Annotated in this window: 16 protein-coding genes and 1 pseudogene; 10 read left to right on the forward strand and 7 right to left on the reverse strand. The window is 71.4% G+C overall.

The genetic code is table 11. The features are described 5' to 3' along the window. Nucleotides 1-238 precede the first annotated feature (238 nt). Nucleotides 239-3,073, reverse strand: coding sequence for a bifunctional [glutamate--ammonia ligase]-adenylyl-L-tyrosine phosphorylase/[glutamate--ammonia-ligase] adenylyltransferase (glnE, locus tag JHW41_RS20730; protein ID WP_250446208.1), 2,835 nt, complete (start codon nt 3,071-3,073; stop codon nt 239-241). A 1,271-nt stretch (nt 3,074-4,344) separates the two neighbouring features. On the opposite strand from glnE, the gene JHW41_RS20735 reads away from it, so the two are divergent. The 3 genes from JHW41_RS20735 to JHW41_RS20745 all read left to right on the forward strand — a co-directional run bounded on the left by JHW41_RS20735 (nt 4,345) and on the right by JHW41_RS20745 (nt 7,454). Continuing rightward, entirely contained in the window at nt 4,345-6,303 is a 1,959-nt protein-coding gene (locus JHW41_RS20735) for a multicopper oxidase family protein (RefSeq protein WP_250446227.1), read from the forward strand. Between the two features lie 276 nt (nt 6,304-6,579). Next, on the forward strand, nt 6,580-7,065 hold the full coding sequence (locus JHW41_RS20740; RefSeq protein ID WP_250446230.1) for a hypothetical protein: 486 nt from the start codon (nt 6,580-6,582) through the stop codon (nt 7,063-7,065). A gap of 23 nt (nt 7,066-7,088) precedes the next feature. Further along, nucleotides 7,089-7,454, forward strand: coding sequence for a hypothetical protein (locus tag JHW41_RS20745; protein WP_250446232.1), 366 nt, complete (start codon nt 7,089-7,091; stop codon nt 7,452-7,454). 24 nt (nt 7,455-7,478) lie between these two features. On the opposite strand, the gene JHW41_RS20750 is transcribed toward JHW41_RS20745, so the two are convergent. Next, entirely contained in the window at nt 7,479-9,587 is a 2,109-nt protein-coding gene (locus JHW41_RS20750; protein ID WP_250446235.1) for an esterase/lipase family protein, read from the reverse strand. A gap of 215 nt (nt 9,588-9,802) precedes the next feature. Here JHW41_RS20750 and JHW41_RS20755 point away from each other — a divergent pair, with 215 nt between their 5' ends. Beyond that, nucleotides 9,803-10,165 (forward strand): hypothetical protein, encoded by a 363-nt coding sequence (locus JHW41_RS20755; protein WP_078998498.1) that lies wholly within the window; start codon nt 9,803-9,805, stop codon nt 10,163-10,165. A 97-nt stretch (nt 10,166-10,262) separates the two neighbouring features. Here the strand turns inward: JHW41_RS20755 and groL are convergent, their stop codons facing one another. The 4 genes from groL to JHW41_RS20770 all read right to left on the reverse strand — a co-directional run bounded on the left by groL (nt 10,263) and on the right by JHW41_RS20770 (nt 13,516). Further along, nucleotides 10,263-11,903, reverse strand: a complete 1,641-nt coding sequence (gene groL, locus JHW41_RS20760; RefSeq protein ID WP_078998496.1) for a chaperonin GroEL — start codon at nt 11,901-11,903, stop codon at nt 10,263-10,265. A 120-nt stretch (nt 11,904-12,023) separates the two neighbouring features. Next, entirely contained in the window at nt 12,024-12,311 is a 288-nt protein-coding gene (locus JHW41_RS20765) for a co-chaperone GroES (RefSeq protein WP_057946296.1), read from the reverse strand. Nucleotides 12,312-12,558: 247 nt separating this feature from the next. After that, nucleotides 12,559-12,717: a DUF6053 domain-containing protein gene (locus JHW41_RS27590; protein WP_428995412.1), complete on the reverse strand. Its 159-nt coding sequence runs from the start codon at nt 12,715-12,717 to the stop codon at nt 12,559-12,561. Further along, the gene (locus tag JHW41_RS20770; protein ID WP_250446249.1) at nt 12,701-13,516 is read right to left on the reverse strand and encodes an AraC family transcriptional regulator; all 816 of its coding nucleotides are present in this window, start codon (nt 13,514-13,516) and stop codon (nt 12,701-12,703) included. The genes JHW41_RS27590 and JHW41_RS20770 overlap by 17 nt, the downstream gene beginning before the upstream one ends. A 189-nt stretch (nt 13,517-13,705) precedes the next feature. Between JHW41_RS20770 and JHW41_RS20775 the strand changes: the two genes are divergently transcribed. The 4 genes from JHW41_RS20775 to JHW41_RS20790 all read left to right on the forward strand — a co-directional run bounded on the left by JHW41_RS20775 (nt 13,706) and on the right by JHW41_RS20790 (nt 17,609). Then, nucleotides 13,706-13,984, forward strand: coding sequence for a hypothetical protein (locus JHW41_RS20775; protein ID WP_057946295.1), 279 nt, complete (start codon nt 13,706-13,708; stop codon nt 13,982-13,984). Nucleotides 13,985-14,283: 299 nt separating this feature from the next. Beyond that, nucleotides 14,284-14,655 (forward strand): cupin domain-containing protein, encoded by a 372-nt coding sequence (locus tag JHW41_RS20780; protein ID WP_057946294.1) that lies wholly within the window; start codon nt 14,284-14,286, stop codon nt 14,653-14,655. 503 nt (nt 14,656-15,158) lie between these two features. Next, nucleotides 15,159-15,569: a helix-turn-helix transcriptional regulator gene (locus JHW41_RS20785; protein WP_057946293.1), complete on the forward strand. Its 411-nt coding sequence runs from the start codon at nt 15,159-15,161 to the stop codon at nt 15,567-15,569. A gap of 327 nt (nt 15,570-15,896) precedes the next feature. Further along, entirely contained in the window at nt 15,897-17,609 is a 1,713-nt protein-coding gene (locus JHW41_RS20790; protein WP_250451157.1) for an endonuclease, read from the forward strand. Nucleotides 17,610-17,853: 244 nt separating this feature from the next. Here the strand turns inward: JHW41_RS20790 and JHW41_RS20795 are convergent, their stop codons facing one another. Beyond that, entirely contained in the window at nt 17,854-18,864 is a 1,011-nt protein-coding gene (locus JHW41_RS20795) for a zinc-dependent alcohol dehydrogenase family protein (RefSeq protein ID WP_250446252.1), read from the reverse strand. Between the two features lie 100 nt (nt 18,865-18,964). Here JHW41_RS20795 and JHW41_RS20800 point away from each other — a divergent pair, with 100 nt between their 5' ends. After that, nucleotides 18,965-19,930 carry a LysR family transcriptional regulator gene (locus JHW41_RS20800; RefSeq protein ID WP_250446255.1) on the forward strand — a complete coding sequence of 322 codons (966 nt, stop codon included), beginning with the start codon at nt 18,965-18,967 and terminating at the stop codon, nt 19,928-19,930. Between the two features lie 120 nt (nt 19,931-20,050). Next, nucleotides 20,051-22,630 (forward strand): annotated as a pseudogene (gene mprF / locus JHW41_RS20805) (bifunctional lysylphosphatidylglycerol flippase/synthetase MprF); the annotation flags it as partial. Between the last annotated feature and the right edge of the window lie 10 nt (nt 22,631-22,640).

A 22,640-nucleotide genomic window follows, 5' to 3' on the forward strand; every position in this document is an offset into this window, starting at 1 on the left:
GCGGTGGCCTGAGACAAGAGCGTCGGGACTGAAGTCCCTCCCACAAGAGCTGAAGTCCCTCCCACAAGAGCTGAAGTCCCTCCCACAAGAGCTGAAGTCCCTCCCACAAGAGCTGAAGTCCCTCCCACAAGAGCTGGGGTCCCTCCCACAAGCGCCGGCGCAGGGCGGCGACGGCGCTTGTGGGAGGGACTCCAGTCCCGATGCTTTCCGCTCCGATCGCCGCGCCCGGCCCGCCCGATCACCCCTCGCGCAACCCGAACCGCACCATCGCCGCGCCGATCGCCGCGCGCGCCTGCGCGATCCCGGCCGTCTCCGCCACCCGCCGCGGGCGCCGGTCCAGCGTGCATTCCAGCCCCGCCGCCAACAGCGCCAGATGCGCGCCGCGCAGACCCGCCGCGGTGTCCGCCTCCAGCGCACCGGCGCGTTCGGCCGCCTCGATCAAGCCCGGCGTATCGCGCGGCGCCAGCAACGCCGACACGTGCGCGCTGTCGCGCAGCACCAGGTACTGCAGCAGGAATTCCAGATCCACCAGCCCGCCCTCGCCCTGCTTGAGGTCGAAGAACGCCGCGTCGCTGCGGTCGAGTTCGGCGCGCATGCGCGCGCGCATCGCGGCGACGTCGCCGCGCAGCTTGCCGCCGTCGCGCGCGCGGGTCAGGGTGCGCGCGCGGACTTGCTCGAAACGCTCGCCCAGGCCGGCATCGCCGGCGATGAAGCGCGCGCGCACCAGCGCCTGGTGTTCCCAGGTCCAGGCGCGCTCGTCCTGGTACTCGCTGAAGCTCGCCAGCGACGACACCAGCAGGCCCTTGGCGCCGTCCGGGCGCAGCCGCACGTCGACGTCGAACAGACGCCCGGCGGCGGTCACCGCGCCGAGCAGGGCGACGATCTTCTGCGCCAGCCGCGCGAACCAGCGCGGCGCGTCGAGCGCGCGCGCGCCGTCGGACGCGGCGCCGCCCTCGACCGCGGGCGCCTCGTACAAAAACACCAGATCCAGGTCCGAACCGAAGCCCAGTTCCTCGCCGCCGAGGCTGCCGTAACCGAGCACGGCGAAGCGCGCGCCGGGCACCCGGCCGTGCGCGGCGGCGACTTCGGCCTGCGCCATCGCCAGCACCTGCGCCACCACCGCGTCGGCCAGCCACGCCAGTTGCCGCGCGCTGTCCTCGGCCGACTGGCGGCCGTCGCGCAGGGCCATGGCGATGCGGAAGCTCAGCGCCTGGCGGGTTTCGTTGATCGCCTGCAAGGCTTCCTCGACATCGCCGCTGGCGTCGAAGCCGGCGCAGGCGGCGAGCAGTTCCTCGCGGTCCGGCAACGGCCCGGCGACGCGCGCATCGAGCAATTCGTCCAGCAACAACGGATGCGAGGCCAGCCGCTCGGCCAGCAACGCGCTGCGCGAGACCACTTCGACCAAGCGCGACAGCGCCGCCGGCTGTTCGTCGAGCAAGGCCAGATAGGCGCTGCGGCGCAGGACGTTGTGCAGCAACGCGAGCAGGCGCTTGAGCGCGAGCATCGGCTGGCTCGACGCCACCGCGGCCTGCAGCAGCGCCGGCAGCACCCGGTCCAGGCGCGCGCGCGCTGCGTCGGACAGGCCGCGCACGCCGGGGCTGCGGGCGAAATCGCGCAGCGCCGCGTCGGCGTCGCCGGCGGCGTCGAAGCCGGCGTCCAACAGCGCCTGCGCTTCGCCGGCCTCCGGCAGCGCGCGCCAGTACGCGGTCAGCGCGTCGGGCGCGGCGCGGCGGCGGCGCGGCGCCAGCAGCGCGTCGAATTCGGCGGTGATGCGTTCGCGGCGGCGTTCCAGTTCGGCGCGCAACGCGTCCCAGTCGGCGTAGCCCAGACCGGCCGCGATGCGCGCGCGCTCGGCCTCGCCGCCGGGCAGCGCGTGGGTCTGCGCGTCGCGCAGCATCTGCAGGCGGTTCTCCAGCCGGCGCAGGAAGCGGTAATCGTCGGCCAGCGCGTCGCCCGCGTCCTCGCCGATCTGGCGCTGCGCGACCAGCGCGTCCAGCGCCGGCAGCAGGCGGCGGCCGCGCAGTTCGGCCTCGCGGCCGCCGCGGATCAGCTGCAGCGCCTGGACCAGGAACTCGATCTCGCGGATGCCGCCGGGCCCGCGCTTGATGTCGTCGGCCAGCTCCTTGCGCGCGACCTCGGCGCTGATCGCCGCCTTCATCGCGCGCAGGCCGTCGAGCGCGCCGAAATCGAGATAGCGCCGATACACGAACGGCCGCAGCGCGTCGACGAAGCGCTCGCCGGCGTCGAGATCGCCGGCCACCGGCCGCGCCTTCTGCCAGGCGTAGCGTTCCCAGTCGCGGCCTTCGCGCTGGAAATACTGCTCCATCGCCGCGAACGACCACGCCACCCGGCCGGCGTTGCCGTACGGGCGCAGGCGCAGGTCGACGCGATGGCTGAAGCCTTCGGCGGTGAGTTCGTCGAGCAGCCGCGCCAACTGCTGGCCGAGCTTGGCGAAGTAGCTCTCCGCATCGAGCGCGCGCGCCGGGTCGCGGCCGTCGAATTCGGTGCTGCCGTCGTGCTCGTAGGCGTAGACCAGATCGACGTCGGAACTGAAATTGAGTTCGCCGCCGCCGAGCTTGCCCAGGCCGAACACCACCAGCCGCACGCGTTCGCCGGCGGGCGTGCGCAGCGCGCCGTAGCGGCGTTCGAACTCGTCTTCGAGCGCGTCGTGGGCCAGGCGCAGGCAGGTTTCGGCCAGGTCGGTGCTGCCGCGCAAGGTCTCGCCGACCGCATCCAGGCCGAGCGCGTCGCGCCAGATCAGCCGGGTCGAGCCGGCGGCGCGGTAGCGGCGCAGGCGGGTGGCCCAATCGGCGCGGCCTTCGGCATCCAGCCGCGGCGGCGGCAGCGGCTCGGCGCCGTCGTCGGCGGCCAGCGCGAGCAGCAGCGCGGGCTGGCGCGCAAGGGTGTCGATGGCGAAGTCGCTGACCACCGCCACGCGCGCCACGCGCGCGGCCAGCGCCGGGTCTTGCAGCGCGGCGCGCGCATCGTCGGAGGCGTTGCGCAGGCGGGCGAGCGCGCGTTCGGTCAGGGCGGAGAAGTCGGCGACGGGAGCGGCGGGGGCGGAAGCATGCATGCGCCGGATGATCGCATGGCGCCGCAAGCGACTCTGGTTCGAAGCCGCTTCGCAGGGCGTGCGCCGAAGCCGCCGCGCGTTCGTCCGGCACGCACGCGAGGCGACCGCGCCGGCCCGCCCGTGTGGACGCTGCGCGCCCGATCGCGCGAAGCTGCGGATAAAAACGCCGGGCAATAAAAAAGCCCGCTTCCGGATGAACCGGTTGCGGGCTTGCTCCCTCCCCCACGTCGGGATGCGGGCTGATCGTGAAGGAACCGTTAGGGGCTTTGCACGCTGCACTGCAAAACAGAACTTGCCGGTTCATTTGAAACGCTCTCGCGCAAAACCGCCCGCCAACGCGAAAACCTTGCGGCGCAAGGTTTGTTACCGATGACAGGCGGAACCCCGATCAGACCTCGGGCGAACCGCCGCGCGCTGTTCGCCGAAACCTGAATAGGGAGGGGCCGCGCGATTTGCGCCAAACCGCATTCCGCCCGTGGCGCTCGTCGCAGGCGATTCGTGCCCCAGGCCGCAGCCGCGTGGCTCGGGTGTCGCTCAACGCTTGCCCGGCTCGGCTTGCCCGGGTCGGTCGCGCCCGCGGCGAGCGGGCGTTCGAGCCTTCGCCGAGCCGGCCGAGGCGTTGCGCCGGCGATCCGCTGCATCGGGATGCCGCATCGAAATGCCGCGCATGGGCGCCGCATCGCGCCGCGATCGCGCGGATGGCGAACACACCGTGACCTCGCCGCGAACGTACGGGCGGCGAACACCCATAGCCACGTGAGTTCGCGCACAGCAGCGCGCGTTCGTCGCTTGGCGCAACGCCACACAGCGCTGCGCGATGTCGTCGCGATCGGTGACAGCGCTCACATCCCTCCCGCGCGCGATGCCGCCGCATGCCGCGAACGACGCCCACCCCGGACCTCGCACCCGACTGCGCAGCGACCCACCGCGCTGTCCTGCCGCACCGGCTTTCACCGTTCATCAAGCGAGCGCGAACGGCCGCCGCGACGCGACGGCCCGCACTCGATGCCGCGGCAACGCGCGCATCGCGAACAGGTTCGCGCTGGGCCGGCGAATCGCGCGCGACGCGGCGCGCGGCATCGGGCGGCCCTCGCCCGCGCGCGAGGGTCCGCGCTGCGCACGCGCCGCGATCGCCGCGGCGCGCGGCGCCGCAGGGGACGACACGCAATCCGATTCACCGAGCCGCCGCCGCGGCGCGGCGCGCCCGTTCGCGCCGCGCGCGCCGGCACCACCGTGCCGCGACGGCACGCTTCATGCCACAGGGGTTCCGCATGGACATTTCCGCTCCCAAATCCGCGCCCGCCATCGCGCGTCCGCGCAACGCGCTGGCGCTGTGCCTGGCCCTGGCCGCGCCCGGCGCGGCGCTGGCCCAGGACGCCGGCGCCGAGCGCGCCGCCGCCGCGCCGGTGCTGGCGCTCATGCAGCGCTCCACCGACGCGCCGCAAACCGCGCAGAAGCTGCTCACCGCCGAGGGCGCGCGGCCGCTGGACACGCGCGAGGCGCGGCTCGAACTGGTCGTCGACACGACCACCTCGCAGATCTGGAACCCGGGCACCTCGCGCTACGACACCGTCGAACTGCGTTCCTACAAGAGCCCCGGCACCGACCCGGCGATTCCCTTCGTCGCGCCGACCGTGGTCACCGCGCCCGGCGAAACCGTGCGCGTCGCGCTCAAGAACGACCTCGAGCCCGAACCCGACTGCGCCCAGCCCAGCCTCAACACGCCGCACTGCTTCAACTCCACCAACCTGCATTCGCACGGCCTGTGGGTGAGCCCGACCGGCAACAGCGACAACGTGCTGCTGACCCTGCGCCCGGGCGTGGCGTTCGAGTACGAGTACAACCTGCCGGCCGACCATCCCGCCGGGACGTTCTGGTACCACCCGCACCTGCACGGCTCGACCGCGCTGCAGGTCTCCAGCGGCATGGCCGGCGCGCTGCTCGTGCGCGGCCAGCGCCTGCCCTCGCCGACCCGCAACGGCGATCTCGACACCCTGCTGCGCGACGCCTCGGCGGAGCAGCCGATGCCCGAGCGCCTGCTGATGTTCCAGCAGGTCGCCTACGCCTGCCGCAACGGCGAGGGCAAGATCAAGACCGCCGCCGACGGCCGCTGGATCTGCGATCCGGGCGACGTCGGCCGGATCGACAACTACGAAGACCAGTTCGGCTTCGGCACCTGGCAGAAGTCCGGGCGCTACACCAGCGTCAACGGCGTGGTCCTGCCGACCTTCTCCGGCTTGCAGGCCGGGCGGCTGGAGCGCTGGCGGCTGCTGCACGCCGGCGTGCGCGACACCGTCAACCTGCAACTGCGCGAACTGCGCAGCCGCGCGTCCTCGCCGGTGGGGCTGGCCGGCGACGCGCTGGAGACCTGGGTCGGCAAGAACTGCACCGGCGAGGTGCTGAGCCAGTTCGAAGTCGCCGCCGACGGCCTCACCCATGGGCAGATCATCGAGAAGCGCGAGAACGTGCTGCAGCCGGGCTACCGCAGCGACGTGCTGGTGGCGTTCCCCCGGCCCGGCCGCTACTGCGTGATCGACGCGGCCGCGCCGGCCAGCGCCAGCGTCACCCAGGCCGCCGAGGACCGCCAGTTGCTCGGCATCGCCGAAGTCAGCGGCTTCGCCGAGCAGATCGGCACGCGCGCCCTGATCGCGCGCCAGCTCGGCGCCTCGGCCCAGCGCAACATGCCCGCCGACGTGCAGCAACGGGTGCTCGCCGATCTGGACAACGGCCTGCGCCTGAGCGCGTTCGTGCCGCATCGCAACATTCCCAAGGACGAAGTGAACGGCCAGCAGTCGCTGTTCTTCAACATCACCGACAACGACCAGTACCAGGTCGACGGCAATTCCTACGCGCCCAGCCAGGCGCGCGACCTGGTGCTCGGCCGCACCGAGGAATGGACGCTGACCTCCAAGCGCGGCGGCCATCCCTTCCACATCCACGTCAATCCGTTCCAGGTGGTGGCGATCTACGACCCCAAGGGCAACGACGTCAGCCAGAGCGGCGAGGCCTCCGACCCGCAGTACGCCAACCTGCGCGGCACCTGGAAGGACACCTTGTTCGTCAAGCAGGGCTACAACGTGGTGATCCGCACCCGCTACGAGCGCTACATCGGCGAATACGTCCTGCACTGCCACATCCTCGACCACGAGGACCGCGGCATGATGCAGAACGTGCGCATGCTGGTGCCCGACGGCAAGGGCGGCGGGATTCCGGCCAACGCGCACCATTGACCGCGGTGTGCGGCCAGGCTCCGCCGCGCGCGGGGCCCGGCCGCGGCGAAAAAATCCACGACTTTTCCAGCGATTCGCGCCGCCGCTTGCCCGCGCCCGCGGTTTGATCTATACCGAGCCGACGCACGCAGGACGCCCCGGATGCCTTTCCGCCTTCGCCCAGCCTGTACCGCTTCCGGCCGAACCGCCCCGGCGCTCGCCTGCGCATTGAGCATCGTGTTGTTGAGCGCCTGCGCCGCGGCCGGTCCGGCCAAGGTATCCGTCAAGGAGTCCAGGATGAATCCTTCCGACGAATCTCCCGGCCGCGAGGCCGACGCCGAAGCCGTCGGCGAAACCGTGTTGAAGCTGCTCGCCGGCCTGAGCGCGCGCGAGCAGCTCAGCGCGGAACGGATCGAGCGCGACACCGGCTGGAGCCTGCGACGCTCCGAAAACAGCGCCCGCACCGGCGCCTCGCTCGGGCCGGATTGGGGTTACTCGCTCGAACTGCTGGTGCCGGCCGGCTCGCAGCGCCCGCAATTGCGCTTCGAATACCGGCGCAAGCGCGAGGACGCCGAGGCCAGCACGGTCTGCCGCCCCGATTTCGAGCGCTACGCGAAGACCTTGGAAGGCCTGGGCTACCAGCGCAGCCCGATGACGGCCGAGCACGACCGGCCGCTGGGCTGGAGCTTCCAGCGTCCGCAGTTGTGGATCCGCATTTACACCCGCGCCGAATCCGACGACGCCTACGAGCACGAGTGCGTCAGCCTGATCACGGTCGAATAACGCCAGCGACGCAAGGAGGCAGCATGAGCGCCGAACCCATCGGAACGGAGTTGCGCGCACGCCTGGACGAGTTCGCGCGCCAACCGGGCGTCACCGCGGAAGCCGCGCGCAACCTGGAGGCGGCGATCGTCCGTTCGCCGGCGCTGACCCGGCAATTGAACGCGGCGGCCGACAGCCGCGAGCTGCGGCATTTCGAACTCAAGAGCGACGCCCATGCCGGCGGCAGCGCCGCGCACCGCCGCGCCGGCGTCGCGATGCAGGACGCGCTGCGCACGCCGGTGGCGGAATCGAGCCGGCAGTCGTCGGCGCTGCCGCGCGAAACGCCGACGCCCGCGCCGGTGCACAGCGAAACCCAGACCCCATCGCAGCCGCAGCCCGCGCACCGCTGAGCGGTGCCGCCGCGGCGGCGGCGCTCAACGCTTGCCGCGGCTCTCGAAGGTGGCGACGTCCTCGTGCAGGATCCGCCGCAGTTCGGCGATCGCCTGCGGCGTCTCCTGCACGCTGTGGCCGGACGCGATCGCCTTCTCCGACACCGCGCCGTCCATGTGCGCACTCGGGTACGGCACCACGCCGTCGTCGGACTGCGCCAGCGGCAGTTTCGGGTCGCGCTGGGCGACGATGACGTGGTACGGCAGGCCCGGTTCGATGGACAGGTCGCGGGTCGCGTGCATGAAGCGCGAGTTCGGGCTGAGATCGTCCGGCCCGGTCGGCGGCTTGCCCTTGCGCAGGCCGATGCGCTCCAGGTCGGATTCGCTGACGTCGTAGCGCTGGATCAGTTCGGCGGTCTCGCGCAGCACGTCCAGCGGCAATCGGATCAGCTTACGCACCATCCGCAGCGGCCAGCCGTCGGTGACCACCGCGCCGCGCTGCGGCGACGCCATGAACACCGCGCGGCCGAACTGCGGCATCGGCTGGAACACGGTCAACTGGCGCAGCAGCGGGTCCTTGCGCACGCGCGCGATCAGCGCCGGGTCCAAGCCTTCGAGCATCGCGTCGGCGACGTGGCCGCCGCTGTCGCTGAGCAGCAGCCGCCCGATCACCCCGCCCATGCTGTGGCCGACCAGCACCGCGTCGTGGCTGGCGACGTCGTCGCCCTGCGGGTCGTAGTGGCGGAAGGTCTGCTGCAGCGCCGATGCGATCGCCGCGCGGTTGGACAGCATGTCGATGTTGGTCGGATAGAACACTTGCCACAGCTGGTAGCGGCGGCGCAGGGATTCGTCGCCGAGCAGTTCGTTGGCGAGGTTGACCCAGGCCTCCGGACTGCTGGCCAGGCCGTGGATCAGCACGATCACGCGCTTGTCGGGATCGTAGGGCTGATTGAGGTAGACGCGCGGCTTGAACGCGCGCGCCTGCTTGGGCCGCAGCAGGCTCGACAGGCTCAGCCGCGCCAGTTCCGAACGCGCCAGCCAGATGCCGTACGCGGCCGAGTAGTTCGCCGCCAGCGGCACCTTGCGCCCGGCGATGGTCTCGCTGTCGATGCGGTAGGGGTTGTACACGTCCAGTTGCGCGCGGCGGCTGGCGAGCACGCCGTCCAGGCCCTCGCCGTCGAAGCGCAGGGTCACCGTCACCGGCAGGTAGCGGGTGTCGCGGTAGGGCGCGTCGTTGCGGACGCCAGCGGTCGGGCGCCGGCGCGGCGCGTTCGCGAACGTGTACGACGCGGCCGGCGGAGCGGCGTTCGCGGCGGCGGCGTTCGCGGACGCCGCGCCTTCGGAATCGGCCGCGGCCGACTCGGCGCCTGCGGACGCGGCACCGGCGCCGTGGCGCGGCGGAAACACCGCGACCAGCGCGGTGCCGAAGCCGTCGCGTCGGTAGACCGCGCGCAGGTTGGCGAAGCCGAGCGTGTCCGACGCCAGCAGCGCCTGCGGGTCCTGGCGGATGTCGGCCGGATCGTAACCGTGCAGCACCGCGCCCAGTTCCAGCCCGCCGACGTCCAGCGTCGCCGCCTCGGCCTTGCCGGCGCTGGCCGCGAACGCGGCCTGGGCGATGGCCTCGACCGCGCGGTTGTAGTACTGCAGCACCTGCTGCTGGCGCGCCTCGAACACGCGCTGCTCCGGCGTGCGCGCGGTCGCGAACAGATAAGCGTAGGCGTAGCGCGCGGTGGCGACCGCGGCGCGGGTGCGCGGGTCGGCGGCGGCGACATCGGCCGGCACCTGCGCGATCTCGGCCGCGGCCTGGCGCGAACGCTTGAACGCGCCGGCTTCGGCGCTGCGCTCCACCGTCGCCGGCAATGCGTTCATGCGTAGCAACTGCAGTTCGGCCGACGTCGCCAGCCACTCCTCGGCCGAGCTCAGCGGACGCAGTTGCGCGATGCACGGATCGGGATCGCGCGCGCAGGCGGCCGGATCGAGCCCGGCGGAATTGAGCGCGGTGGACGAGGCGATGCTGAGCCGTCCGCCGCTGAGCGCATCGACGTTGCGCTCGGCGGCGATGTCGCCGAACGCGCGCTCCTTGACCTTGACCACGGCGCAACCGCTGCCGCCCAGCAGCAACAGGCCCGCCAACAAGCCGACTAGAACGCGCATGTCCGATCCGCAGGGGGAATACCGTTGGCATTGTCGAGCGCGGCCGAGCCGGCGTAAATACCGGCCCGCCGCGCGCCTCCGCGCGGGTCGGCCGGGACGCTGCCCGCCGCGACTCCCCGATCCCTCGACTCCCAGATCCCTCGACTCCCAGATCCCTTGATTCCCAGATCTCTCGATTCCTAGATCCCTCGATCCCGCGCGCACGAGGCGCCCGCATGCATCCATCCGAATTTTCCGCCGAATCCGGCGCGCCCGACCCGCACGTGCAGCACATCGACTGCAGCAACGACGCCGCCTTCGTCCTGCGCTTCGTCGTCCAGCGCCTCGACGGCGGCCGCGCGATCAGCCAGAGCCATCGCGTCGGCCCGTTCCACTCCGGCCAGACCCGCCGCGTCGACCTGAGCGCACTGCGCTTCCACGGCCAGCCGCTCGAGGTCGGCGACCGGGTGCGGCTGCGGGTCGGCGCGGTCGGCGGCGTGCGCCGCAACGGTCCCGACGTGGCTTACGCGCCCAACGGCGAGACCGCCGTCTTCAGCGTTCGCGGCACCACGCTGGCGTTTTCGATCGGCCAAGCCTGAGCGGCGCGCGGCGCGGCCGCGGCGGCGCGGGCCCGAGGCATAAAAAAACCCCGCCTCGCGGCGGGGTTTTTTCGGTTCGCTACGGCGAACGGCCGGATCAGAAGTCCATGCCGCCCATGCCGCCCATGCCGCCGCCGCCCGGCATCGCCGGCTCTTCCTTCTTCGGCAGCTCGGCGACCATCGCTTCGGTCGTGATCATCAGACCGGCGATCGACGCGGCGTTCTGCAGCGCGGTGCGGGTGACCTTGGTCGGATCCAGGATGCCGGCCTCGATCATGTCGACGTACTCGCCGGTGGCGGCGTTGTAGCCGTAGGCGCCCTTGCCTTCGATGACCTTGTTGAGGATGACCGACGGCTCTTCGCCGGCGTTGGTCACGATCTCGCGCAGCGGCGCTTCCATCGCGCGCAGGGCGATGGCGATGCCGTGGTTCTGGTCTTCGTTGATGCCCTTCAGACCGCCGATCGCGGCCTTGGCGCGGATCAGCGCGACGCCGCCGCCCGGGACGATGCCTTCTTCCACGGCAGCGCGGGTGGCGTGCAGCGCGTCTTCGACGCGGGCCTTCTTTTCCTTCATCTCGACTTCGGTGGCGGCGCCGACCTTGATCACCGCGACGCCGCCGGCGAGCTTGGCCACGCGCTCCTGCAGCTTCTCGCGGTCGTAGTCCGAAGAGGTCTCTTCGATCTGCGCCTTGATCTGCTTGATGCGCGCCTCGATGCCCGAGCTCTCGCCCGCACCGTCGATGATGGTGGTGTTTTCCTTCGAGACCTGGATCTTCTTGGCGCGGCCCAGATCCTTGATGGTCGCCTTCTCGAGCTGCAGGCCGACTTCCTCGGAGATCACGGTGCCGCCGGTCAGCACGGCCATGTCTTCCAGCATCGCCTTGCGGCGGTCGCCGAAGCCCGGAGCCTTGACCGCGCAGACCTTGACGATGCCGCGGATGGTGTTGACGACCAGGGTCGCCAGCGCTTCGCCTTCGACTTCCTCGGCGACGATCAGCAGCGGCTTGCCGGCCTTGGCGACGCCTTCCAGCACCGGCAGCAGGTCGCGCACGTTGGAGATCTTCTTGTCGTGCAGCAGGATGAACGGATCGTCCAGTTCGGCCTGCATCGACTGCTGGTTGTTGATGAAGTACGGCGACAGGTAGCCGCGGTCGAACTGCATGCCCTCGACCACGTCGAGTTCGTTCTCCAGGCCCGAGCCGTCTTCGACGGTGATGACGCCTTCCTTGCCGACCTTGTCCATCGCCTGCGCGATGAGGTCGCCGATGTTGGTGTCGGAGTTGGCCGAGATCGCGCCGACCTGGGCGATTTCCTTCGAGGTCGAGGACGGCTTGGACAGCTTCTTCAGCTCGACCACGGCCTCGGTCACGGCCTTGTCGATGCCGCGCTTGAGGTCCATCGGGTTCATGCCGGCGGCGACCGCCTTCATGCCTTCGCGGATCAGCGCCTGGGCCAGCACGGTCGCGGTGGTGGTGCCGTCGCCGGCGTTGTCGGAGGTCTTGGAAGCGACTTCCTTGACCATCTGCGCGCCCATGTTCTCGAACTTGTCGGCCAGCTCGATCTCCTTGGCGACGGACACGCCGTCCTTGGTGATCGTCGGCGCGCCGAAGCTCTTCTCGAGCACGACGTTGCGGCCCTTCGGACCGAGGGTGGCCTTGACGGCGTTGGCGAGCACGTTGACGCCGCGCACCATCTTGGCGCGGGCGTCTTCACCGAAACGAATTTCTTTGGCAGCCATTGTTGCGAACTCCGGGAATAGGGAATGAGGAACTAGGGGATGGCGAGAGCGGCGGGCGGGAGGGGCGGATCGGACGTCGGCGCAAGCGCTCTACGCTTCCCGATGCCCCGTCGCCGGCTCTCAGCCCACGATCGCCAGGACGTCGTCTTCGCGCAGGACCTTGTACTCGATGCCGTCCTGCTTGTAGCTGCTGCCGGCGTACTGGCCGTAGATGACCTTGTCGCCGACCTTCAGCTGCGGCGCGCGCACGCTGCCGTTGTCGAGCGCCTTGCCCGGGCCGACGGCGACGACTTCGCCCTTGGTCGACTTTTCCTTGGCGGCGTCGGGGATGATGATCCCGCCGGCCGAGACTTCATCGGCTTCGATCGGCTTGACGACAACGCGGTCGTGGAGCGGCTTGAGATTCATGGCGACCTCTGTAAGTAATTGAATTGGTGGATAAAGAACGGGAATTTTAGCAGTCGCACCCGGCGAGTGCCAATGCCGGGGACGAAAGCGCCCGGCAAGCCGGGACTGGTTCGGAGATAGGGCGCCCCGGACGGCTTTCAAGGGGGGCGGCGACGAATCCTGCATCGGAAGGTGACAGCGGTCGGTCCGCGGGGCCGGCCGGCGGCGCTGGGAGGGCCTTCGGGCCGGAAGCGGCTGAGGAAGGCCTTCAGGCCCCGGAGCGGTTGCAGGAAGGCTCTTGAGACCCCGGGGCTGTTGTGGGAGGGCCTTCAGGCCCGACGCTTTTGTGCCAGATCGCCCGACCGGACCGGAAAGCGTCGGGCCTGAAGGCCCTCCCACAACCGCCGGGCTCAATCCCCCGCCCCACCCTCCAGCCCGCGCAGGTACTGGGTCGGCGCCGCGCCCAGGTGGCGGCGAAACATCGCGGTGAACGCGCTGACGCTGTCGTAGCCGCAGGCCAGCGCCACCGCGGTGACCGCCTCGCCGGCGGCCAGACGCTCCAGCGCCCGCAACAGCCGGGCGCGCTGCCGCCACTGCAGCAGGCTGTAGCCGGTCTGCGCGGCGAAAAGCCGGGTCAGGCTGCGCTCGGACAGGTACGCGAGACCGGCCCAGGCGGCCAGGCCGCGCGGATCGTCCGGCGCGTCGGCCAGGGCGTGGGCGACCCGCAGCAGGCGCGGGTCCTGCGGCATCGGCAGGCCGAGCCGGCCGCCGTCGTCGCCGCCGCCGGCGGCCAGGGCGATCTCGTCGATCAGCACCCGCGCCAGCCGCGCCTGCGCCGGGTCCAGCGACGCGCCGGCCGGCCAGCCGGCCGCGCGCGCCACCGCCTCGCGCAGCAGCGGCGACACCGCCAGCGCGCACGGCTGCGCCGGTAGCGCCGCGCATTCGGCTTCGGCCACGTACACGCTCCAGCCGCTGAAGGCCGCGCCATGCGAGCGCAACGAATGCGGCTGGTGCGGCGGCACCCACACCGCGTCGCTGGCCGGCACCAGCCAGCGGCCGCGGCCGGTGCCGACGCTGAGCAGGCCGCGGTCGGCGCCGAGCAACTGGCCGCGCGCGTGCCGGTGTTCGGGCGTCTCGCGCACGCCCGGCGCGCGCAAGCGCGCGGCGAGCAGGAACGGCGCATCGGCGGCGTCCAGGCGTTCGCGCGCGAGCAGGGGATCGGACATGGCCGGAACGCGATAGCGGATGGCCGGGGCAACGTAGCAGAGCCGGCGCGCGCGGCCCAGCATGGACGCACCGATCCGGCCGACCCGCCCGACTTCTCGGCGGCGGCCTTCGGACGTCGGATTACCGCAGTTTTGTTCGGCTTTTCTTTCAGGCCTTTCTTTCAGACCTTTCCATCCCAAGGAGTCCTTATGCGCGCCGAAGATGTCCTTCCCGACCAGCAGAACGAAGTCCGCCTCGGCGACGTCCTCGCCCGCAAGGGCTCGGTCGCCGCGTTCCTCGCCAACGCGCGCGTGCTCGCCGACCCGGCCGCCGACGCCGAAGCGCGCGCGCAGGCCGAGCGCGACACCCGCGAACTGCTGCCGGCGCTGCGCGCGCTGGGCCTGTTCGACGTGCTGGAAATCCGCGACGCCGGCGTACGCGACTGGGTCCGCGCGCACCTGGCCGCGCTGCCGCCGAAGCCCCTGTAGGAGCGGCGCGAGCCGCGACCGCAAGACCGCGCCTGCGACGCAAGCCGCCACTCCGCGGTCGCAGCTTGCGCAGCTCCTAACAGTCGCTGCGTTGCAGCCCGCGCGAAAACCCGGCGTCCCCCTTGTAGCAGCGGCGCGAGCCGCGACCGCGACACCGCACATACGACGCAACCCGCCGCCCCGAGGTAGCAGCCTGCGCAGCGCCTGCATCCGCGTCATTGCGGCCAGTGCGCAAATCCCGCGCTGCCGTCGCGCAAGCGCCTACACTGTCGAGACCCCGCCGCCCGCCAGGTCCCGCCATGTCGATCGCCTCGCCCGCCCGCATCGCCGCCTCGCTCGCCGAACTGTGGTCGCCGCGGGTGGTGGCCGAAGTCGACGACGCCTACGTCAAGGTCGCGCGCGTGCACGGCACCTTGGCCTGGCACAGCCACGCCGACGAGGACGAGTTGTTCTACGTGCTCAAAGGCCGGCTGCGGATCGAGATGGAGTCGCGCACGGTCGAGCTCGGCGAAGGCGAGCTGTTCGTGGTGCCCAAGGGCGTGCGCCACAACCCGGTGGCCGACGAGGAATGCCACCTGCTGTTGATCGAGCGCAAGAGCACCCAGCACACCGGCGAAGAGGTCACCGACAAGACGCGTTCGCTGGCCGAGCAGTTGCGGCCGGTGGAGTGAGGCGCGTCGCGGCGGAGCGGAAAGCGTCGGGCCTGAAGGCCCTCCCACAGCAGCTAGTGCATCGCTACTGCCGCGCTTGTGGGATAGCGTTTGTGGGAGGGCCTTCAGGCCCGACGCTTTCCGCTCCGCCGCCATGCATCCAACCACCGCCCAAAAAGAAAGAGCGCGTCCCGTGGAACGCGCTCTTTGGTGCGGAGATGGCTGTCCTGAGCATGGCGATCCTGCGCCCTTTCCCCCGAACCGACGTCGTGTCGTAAGCCGACGTCCGTATCAGCGTGGGGCCATCTTCCGGGCTCCTTTTTGCGCTTGCCACCCGTCGGCCCCGGGGAACGCGCTACTTTCGGTAGCTCGAACACTTGTTCTATCCGCCAAGTGCTTGTAAAGATTGAACGGCCTTACGCACGACGACAACGAAAGCGCACAGGCTGCGGCGTCTATCGCTCACCCGGTGAACGGTGGTAGCAAGTGCGGAAAAACCCCTGAAATTTTGCGCAGGAGGTCACATGACGCCACAGCAGCGCATCCGCCTGGCCCGCCGCCACGCCGGCCTGTCCCAGGCCGCCCTGGGCACCGCGGTCGGGGTGCAACGCAGCGCGGTCGGGCACTGGGAGTCGGCCCAGGGCAAGTTTCCCAGCGTCACCCACCTGCGCGAGGTCGCGCTGGCCACCGGCGTGCAGTTCGAATGGCTGGCCACCGGCCGCGGCCGCATGAACCTGTCGCAGGACACCGCGATGGACTCGGTCGCCGCCGCCGACGCGCTGCTGGTCGAGGACGCGCTGGAACTGCGCCTGCTCGCGGCGTTCCGCGAAGCGCCGGCGCGGGCGCGGGTGCCGCTGGTGGAGATCGCCGAGCAACTGGCGCAGTCGCGCACCGGCCGCAGCCGCGCGCTGGGCAAGGCGCGCGGCGGGACGTGACCGCCGGCGGCCGCGGGATGTGCCGCAGTTCGCAGCCGGATGCGCGATTGCGCGAACCCGGTCGCGATTTTTTCGTGCGGATGTGACCGCCCTCCTCGGGCGCTGTCACAAACCCCGACTAGACTCGCAGGCGCGCGCCCTGGGGAGGGCGCCGAACTTCCCCGATCCGCCCGGCCGCACCTGCCCGCGGCCGCGCGCGCGACGCCAATCACAAGGAGCCGTTCGATGCGCAAGTCCGTTGCTGGTCGTCCTCTCGCTTCCTCGCGCGCGCGCGTTGCGCGCCGCGCCGGGTTGCTGTCCGTCGCGATCGCCTCGCTGCTGCCGACGATGGCGCCGGCGGCGGTGTTCATCAACGAATTCCACTACGACGACGCCACCGCCGCCGGCGACGTCGGCGAGCGCATCGAGGTCGTGGCCACCGCCGGCGAGACCCTCAGCGACTACCGCATCGTGCTCTACAACGGCGCCACTCCGGGCGCGGCGACGATGTACGACAACGACCTGGTGCCGGCCGGCAGCGCGGTGACCTGCGGCGGCAGCGCGCGCATCGCCACCCTGACCTACCCGACCAACGGCCTGCAGAACGGTCCCAACGACGGCATGGCGCTGGTCGACGGCGCCGGCAACGTAGTCCAGTTCCTGAGCTACGAAGGCCAGATCACCGCCGCCGACGGCCCGGCCAAGGGCAAGACCAGCGTCAACCTGCCGGTGTCCGAATCCGGCTCCACCGCCGCCGGCACCTCGCTGCAGCTCGGCGGCAACGGCAGCGCCTACGCCAACTTCAGCTGGCGCGCCTCGGCGACCCAGACCTTCGGCGCCTGCAACAGCGGCCAGACCTTCGCCGGCACCCAGCCCAACACCCCGCCGAGCGTGACCTCGACCGTGCCGACCGCCGGCGCGACCAACTTCCCGGCCGCGGGCGACCTGTCGGTCAACTTCAGCGAAGCGGTGAGCCTGGCCGCCGGCGCGCTGACCCTGCAGTGCGCGACCACCGGCGTGGTGACGCTGGCCTATCCGTCCAGCGGCACCGCCGTGACCGCCTCCACCGGCACCGCGCTGCACGCGGGCGAGGCCTGCACCTTCACCGTGGTGGCGAGCAAGGTGACCGACGGCGGCGGCGCCAACCCGGCCGCGAACACGGTGGTGAACTTCACCGTCGCCAGCGGCGGCGGCACCCCGACCGGCTATTACCAGCACGTCAACACCTCCAGCCCGAGCCAGTTGCGCTGCTCGCTGCACGCCACGATCAAGGGCCACACGGTCTATCCGTACAGCGGCGGCACCACCAACACCTGGACCATCCTCGAGATCGCCGACGAGGACCCGAACAACTCCGGCCGCATCCTCGACGCGTACCGCAACCGCAGCTACGTCAAGGTCACCGAGCGCGCCGGCAGCGGCAGCGGCCTGCGCTACAACCGCGAGCACACCTGGCCGAACTCGCTGGGCTTCGGCTCGACCACCGGCAACAAGGGCCTGCCGAACGCGCCGTACACCGACACTCACATGCTGTACCTGACCGACTCGGCCTACAACGCCGACCGCGGCAACAAGCCGCTGGCGAACTGCTCCAAGACCAGCGGCTGCGGCGAGCGCGTCACCGAGGTCAACAACGGCACCGGCGGCGGCAGCGGCGTGTATCCGGGCAACTCCAACTGGTTCAAGACGCCCGACGGCAACGGCGGTTCGTTCGAGGTGTGGGGCCCGCGCAAGGGCGACATCGCCCGCGCGGTGCTGTACATGGCGATCCGCTACGAAGGCGGCAACGATCCCAACACCGGACAGGGCGAACCGGACCTGGAGCTGACCGACGATCGCAGCAAGATCGTCGTCACCTCGTCCTCGCCGGCCTACATGGGCCTGCTCAGCACCCTGCTGCAGTGGCACCAGGCCGATCCGCCGGATGCGGCGGAGAAGGCGCGCAACGAAGTGATCTTCAGCTTCCAGGGCAACCGCAACCCGTTCGTCGATCATCCCGAGTGGGCGACCTCGGCGTTGTTCACCTCGACCAAGCCGGCGAGCTGCCAGCTGATTCCGTGATCGCGTCGTAACCGCTGCATGCGAAGGCCCGCGCGATGCGGGCCTTCGCTTTTTCGGGGCTGCGGAAATCTTGGCTTCGATGCGGGCCCGCTTTCTGTGGGAGGGCCTTCAGGCCCGATGCTTTTGTTTCAGGTCGCGGCGACCTGAGCGAAGAGCATCGGGCCTGAAGGCCCTCCCACAAAAGCGGACGGCATCGGGCCTGAAGGCCCTCCTGCAACAGCCGAAGCCGCGGCCGCGCCGCCGCTCAATCGAACAGCACCACCGGCTTGCCGAAGCCGCGCCGGTCGGCGATCGAGGCGATCGCGTCGACGCCGCGCTCGAAGGCGAAGCGCTCGCCGACCACCGGCGCGATGCCGCGCGCGTCCACTTCGTCGAGGAACGCGCGCAGGTCGCGCAGGCTGCCGACGCTGACGCCGTGGATGTTGAGTTGGCGCGCCATGATCGGACCGATCAGGTTGCCGTCCACGTTCATGCTGTCGAGGAAGCCGATCACCGCGATGTGCGCGTTGTCGGCCGCGGCGTTCAACAGGTTCAGGAACCGCGGCCCGCCGACCACGTCGACGATGCCGTCGACGCCGCGGCCGCCGGTGAGTCCGCGCACCGCCGCGGCGAGATCGGGCGTGTTGCGGTAATCGATCACCGCGCGCGCGCCGAGTTCGCGCAGCCGCTGCGCCTTGGCCGCGTCGCCGCTGGTGGCGATCACGTCCAGCCCGCGCGCCGCGGCCAGTTGCAGCGCCATCAGCGAGACGCTGCCGCTGCCCTGCACCAGCACGCTCGCGCCGGGCGCGAGTTCGAGCGTGCGCAGCGCGCTCCACGCGGTCAGGCCCGACACCGGCAGGGTCGCGGCGGACGCGTCGTCGAGCGCGGCCGGCACCCGCGCGATCGCGTCGGCCGGCAGCACGATCCAGTGCGCCAGCCAGCCGTCGAGCGGGCCGCCGAGCTTGCTGAGGTGGTTGGCCGAGCGGAACGGTCCGTCCAGCCAGGCGGTGGTGTAGTGGCCGAGGACCCGCTCGCCGACCGCCCAGCCGGCGACGCCGGCGCCGAGCGCGTCGATCCGGCCGACGCCGTCGGACAGCGGCACGAACGGGCGCGGCAGGTCGGCCTGGTAGCGGCCGGTGGCGAGGGCGTAGTCGCGGTAGTTGACCGAGGCGGCGGCGACGCGGACACGCACCTGGCCCGGGCCGGGCCGCGGTTCGGGCCGGTCGACCCGGCGCAGGGAATCGAGGGTGGTGCCGTGCAGTTGGAAGGCGTCCATGACGGGCTCCGCGGGGATAGGTCGGGACGCACAGGCTATTGTTGCCGTCCCCGCCGATATAGGATCGGCGCGACAACTGATCATTGAGCCGATCTCAATAATGTCCGCCGGCCTGTACTCCGAGCTCGAAGCCTTCGACGCGGTCCTGCGCCACGGCAGCTTCACCGCCGCCGCACGCCAGCTCGAACTGACCCCGGGCGCGATCACCCGCCGGCTCAATGCGCTGGAGGCGCGGCTCGGGGTCAAGCTGCTCAACCGCTCGACCCGCCGGCTGAGCCTGACCGAAGCCGGCCGCGACTATCACGCCGAAGTGGCGCCGGCGCTGGCGCAGATCCTCGCCGCCGGCGAGCGCGCCCGCGACCGCGCCGCGCAGCCGCGCGGCGAACTGCGGGTATCGCTGCCGATGAACTTCGGCCGCTTGTACGTGATGCCGCACCTGGGCGAATTCCTCGCCCGCCATCCGGGCATCGAGCTGGACGTGCAGTTCGACGACCGCTTCGTCGATCTGATCGGCGAAGGCTTCGACTGCGCGATCCGGATCGGCGCGCTGGCCGATTCGCGCCTGATCGCGCGGCGCATCGCCCAGACCCGGCGCATCCTGGTCGCCGCGCCGCAATACCTGGCCCGGCGTGGCGCGCCGACCGCGCCGGCCCAGCTGAGCGAGCACGACTGCCTGCACTACACCCTGTTCCGCGGCAACGCCAGCTGGGAGTTCCACGGCCGCGGCGAGCCGCTGCGGATCCCGGTGCGCGGCCGGCTGCGCGCGAACTACGGCGCGCCGCTGGTGGATGCGGCGCTGCGCGGCGAAGGCATCCTGCAGACCGCGATGTTCGCGGTGGCGCAGGAGCTGGCCGCGGGCCGGCTGGTGGAAGTGCTGCCGGACTGGAGCCTGTTGCCGATCGGCATCCACGCGGTGTATCCGGGGCGCGAGTACCGGCCGCGCAAGGTCGAGGCCTTCGTGGCCTTTCTCGAACAGATCGTCGGCGCGCCGGCGGTGTGGGACCGGCTGCTGGACGGCGCGGCCCGCGCCGACGCCGGCGCCGCCGGCCCGGCGCCCGCGGTTTGAGCGCGGCCCCGCGCCCACGGCCTGCCGGCCGTTACCTGTCGATACGAACCCGCCCCGCCTCCTCATTCCGTTTTAGCGCGGTTTGCTGAAAGCTTTACCGCCCCCCGCCCGCCCCGCCGCATGAGTTCCCAGACCGCCGCCACGCCCGCTGCCGCCACCGCGCCCTCCCACTGGCGCCGCGCCCTGCCGATGCTCGCCAGCCTGGCGATCCTGGCCCTGGCGCTGCATGCGCTGGCGGGGGAGTTCAGCGGGCATGGGGTGCGGGCGATCAAGGACGCGTTCCGGCAGCTCGATTCTGTCCGCATCGCCTCGGCGTTTCTGCTCGGCCTCGCCAGCTACGCCTGCCTGGTGGGATTCGACGCCATCGGCCTGCGCCGCAACGCGGCCAAGGTGAAACCGGTGCGGCTGATCCTCACCGCGTTCCTCGCCAACGCGGTCGGCCACACCCTCGGCTTCGCCGCGCTGACCGGCGGCGCGGTGCGCCTGCGCGGTTACGGCGCGGCCGGCTTGTCGCTGGCCGACATCGGCCAGGTGGTGCTGATGAGCACGCTCGGCTTCGTGTTCGGCGCCTGGGTGCTGCTGGCCTGCGCGCTGATGCTCGAACCCGCGCCGGCGGCGCTGCTGCTGCCGCTGAGCGCGAACGCGATCCGCGTCGCCGGCGCCGCGATCGCGCTGGCCTTCCTCGGCCTGCTGCTCGCGGTCGGCCGCGACGGCCGCACCCTGCGTTTTCGCGAACACGCGCTGTGGCTGCCCGACCGCCGCACCGTGCTCAGCGTCACCGCGTTGAGCGTGGTCGAACTGGCCCTGGCCGGCGGCGCGCTGTACGTGCTGCTGGCGCCGTCGATCCCGCCCGAATCGGGCACCGGCTTCGTCGGTTTCGTCGGCCTGTATCTGGTGGCGGTGCTGGCGGGTTTGGTGTCGAGCGTGCCGGCCGGTATCGGCGTGTTCGAATGGAGCCTGCTCAAGCTGCTGCCGAGCGTGGCGCCGGCCAGCCTGCTGGCCGCGGCGCTGGCCTACCGCATCACCTACTACGCCGCGCCGCTGGTGCTGGCGACGATCCTCGGCCTGGTCGCCTCCGCGCGCGGGCCGGTCGCGCAGAGCGCCGGCGCGCTGCGCACCGCGTGGCTGGCGGTGCGGCCGTGGCTGCCGCACGTGATCGCGCTGGCCGCGTTCGTGCTCGGCGCCGCGCTGATCCTCGACGGCACCCTGCCCAAGCCGCAGCACCGCTTGAACCACGCGCCGCTGCCGTTGATCGAGACCTCGCAACTGCTCGCCAGCCTCGGCGGCGTCGGCCTGCTGCTGATCGGCCAGGGCCTGCAGCGGCGCAGCCACGCCGCCTGGGCGCTGGCGCTGGGCGTGTGCATCCTGCTGCCGCTGCCGTCGTGGCTGCGCGGCGGCCACTGGCTGCTGGCGCTGGCGCCGCCGCTGGTGGCGCTGGCGCTGTGGGCGGCGCGGCGCGAGTTCTACCGCCAGGGCGCGCTGCTCGACGAGGCCTGGTCGTGGCGCTGGCTGCGCAACCTCGGGCTGGTGCTGATCGCGGCGATCTGGCTGCTGTTCTTCGCCTACAGCCACGTCGAATACCGCAACGAGTTGTGGTGGGAGTTCCTGGTCTCCGGCAACGCCCCGCGCGCGCTGCGGGCGATGCTGCTGGTCAGCGTGGCGGTGATCGCGTTCGGCCTGGCGCGCCTGCTGCACGCCGCGCGCACCGCGCTGCCGGCGGCCGACGAAGCCCAGCTCGCGCTGATCCGGCCGATCCTGGCCCAGGCCGAGGACAGCCAGGCGCATCTGGCGCTGACCGGCGACAAGGCGCTGCTGCTGGACCCGCAACAACGCGGGCTGGCGATGATGCAGCGCTACGGCGGTTCGCTGATCTCGATGGGCGACCCGGTCGGCCCGCCGGAAGTCGCGCGCGAACTGATCTGGCGCTTTCGCGAAGAGGCCGACCGGATGGGCGTGCGGCCGGTGTTCTACCAGGTCGGCGAGCAGCACTGGCAGACCTATCTCGACCTCGGCCTGACCCTGGTCAAGCTCGGCGAGGAAGCGCTGGTGCCGCTGGCCGACTTCAGCCTGCAAGGCGCCAACCGCGCCGACCTGCGCCAGGCCTGGAACCGCGGCAAGCGCTCGGGCCTGAGCTTCCGCATCGTCCCGGCCGAGCAGGTGGCGCCGCTGCTGGCGACGCTGGAGGAGATCTCCGACGACTGGCTCGAGTTCAAGTCAGGCGAGGAAAAAGGCTTCTCGCTCGGCAGTTTCGACAACGCCTACCTGGAGCGCCTGCCGGTGGCGCTGGTCGAGCACGAGGGCCGCATCGTCGCTTTCGCCAACGTGTGGAACGCGACCAACGGCCGCGAACTGTCGATCGACCTGATGCGGCACGCGGCCGACGCGCCCAAGGGCAGCATGGATTTCATGTTCGCCGAATTGCTGCTGTGGGGCCGCGAGCAGGGCTTCGAGCGTTTCTCGCTGGGCATGGCGCCGCTGTCGGGGCTGGCCCAGCATCGCCTGGCCGGACGCTGGAACCGCTTCGCCAACCTGATCGCGCGCCACGGCGAGCGCTTCTACGGCTTCGTCGGCCTGCGCCGGTTCAAGGCCAAGTTCGATCCGGTCTGGCGCACCCGCTACCTCGCCGCGCCCGGCGGCATGCACCTGCCGGCGGCGCTGCTCGACGTCACCCGGCTGATCTCGCTGGACCCGCGCCGCCACGACGAAGGCG

The sequence above is a fragment of the Lysobacter enzymogenes genome, from assembly GCF_023617245.1.
Classification (GTDB): domain Bacteria; phylum Pseudomonadota; class Gammaproteobacteria; order Xanthomonadales; family Xanthomonadaceae; genus Lysobacter; species Lysobacter yananisis.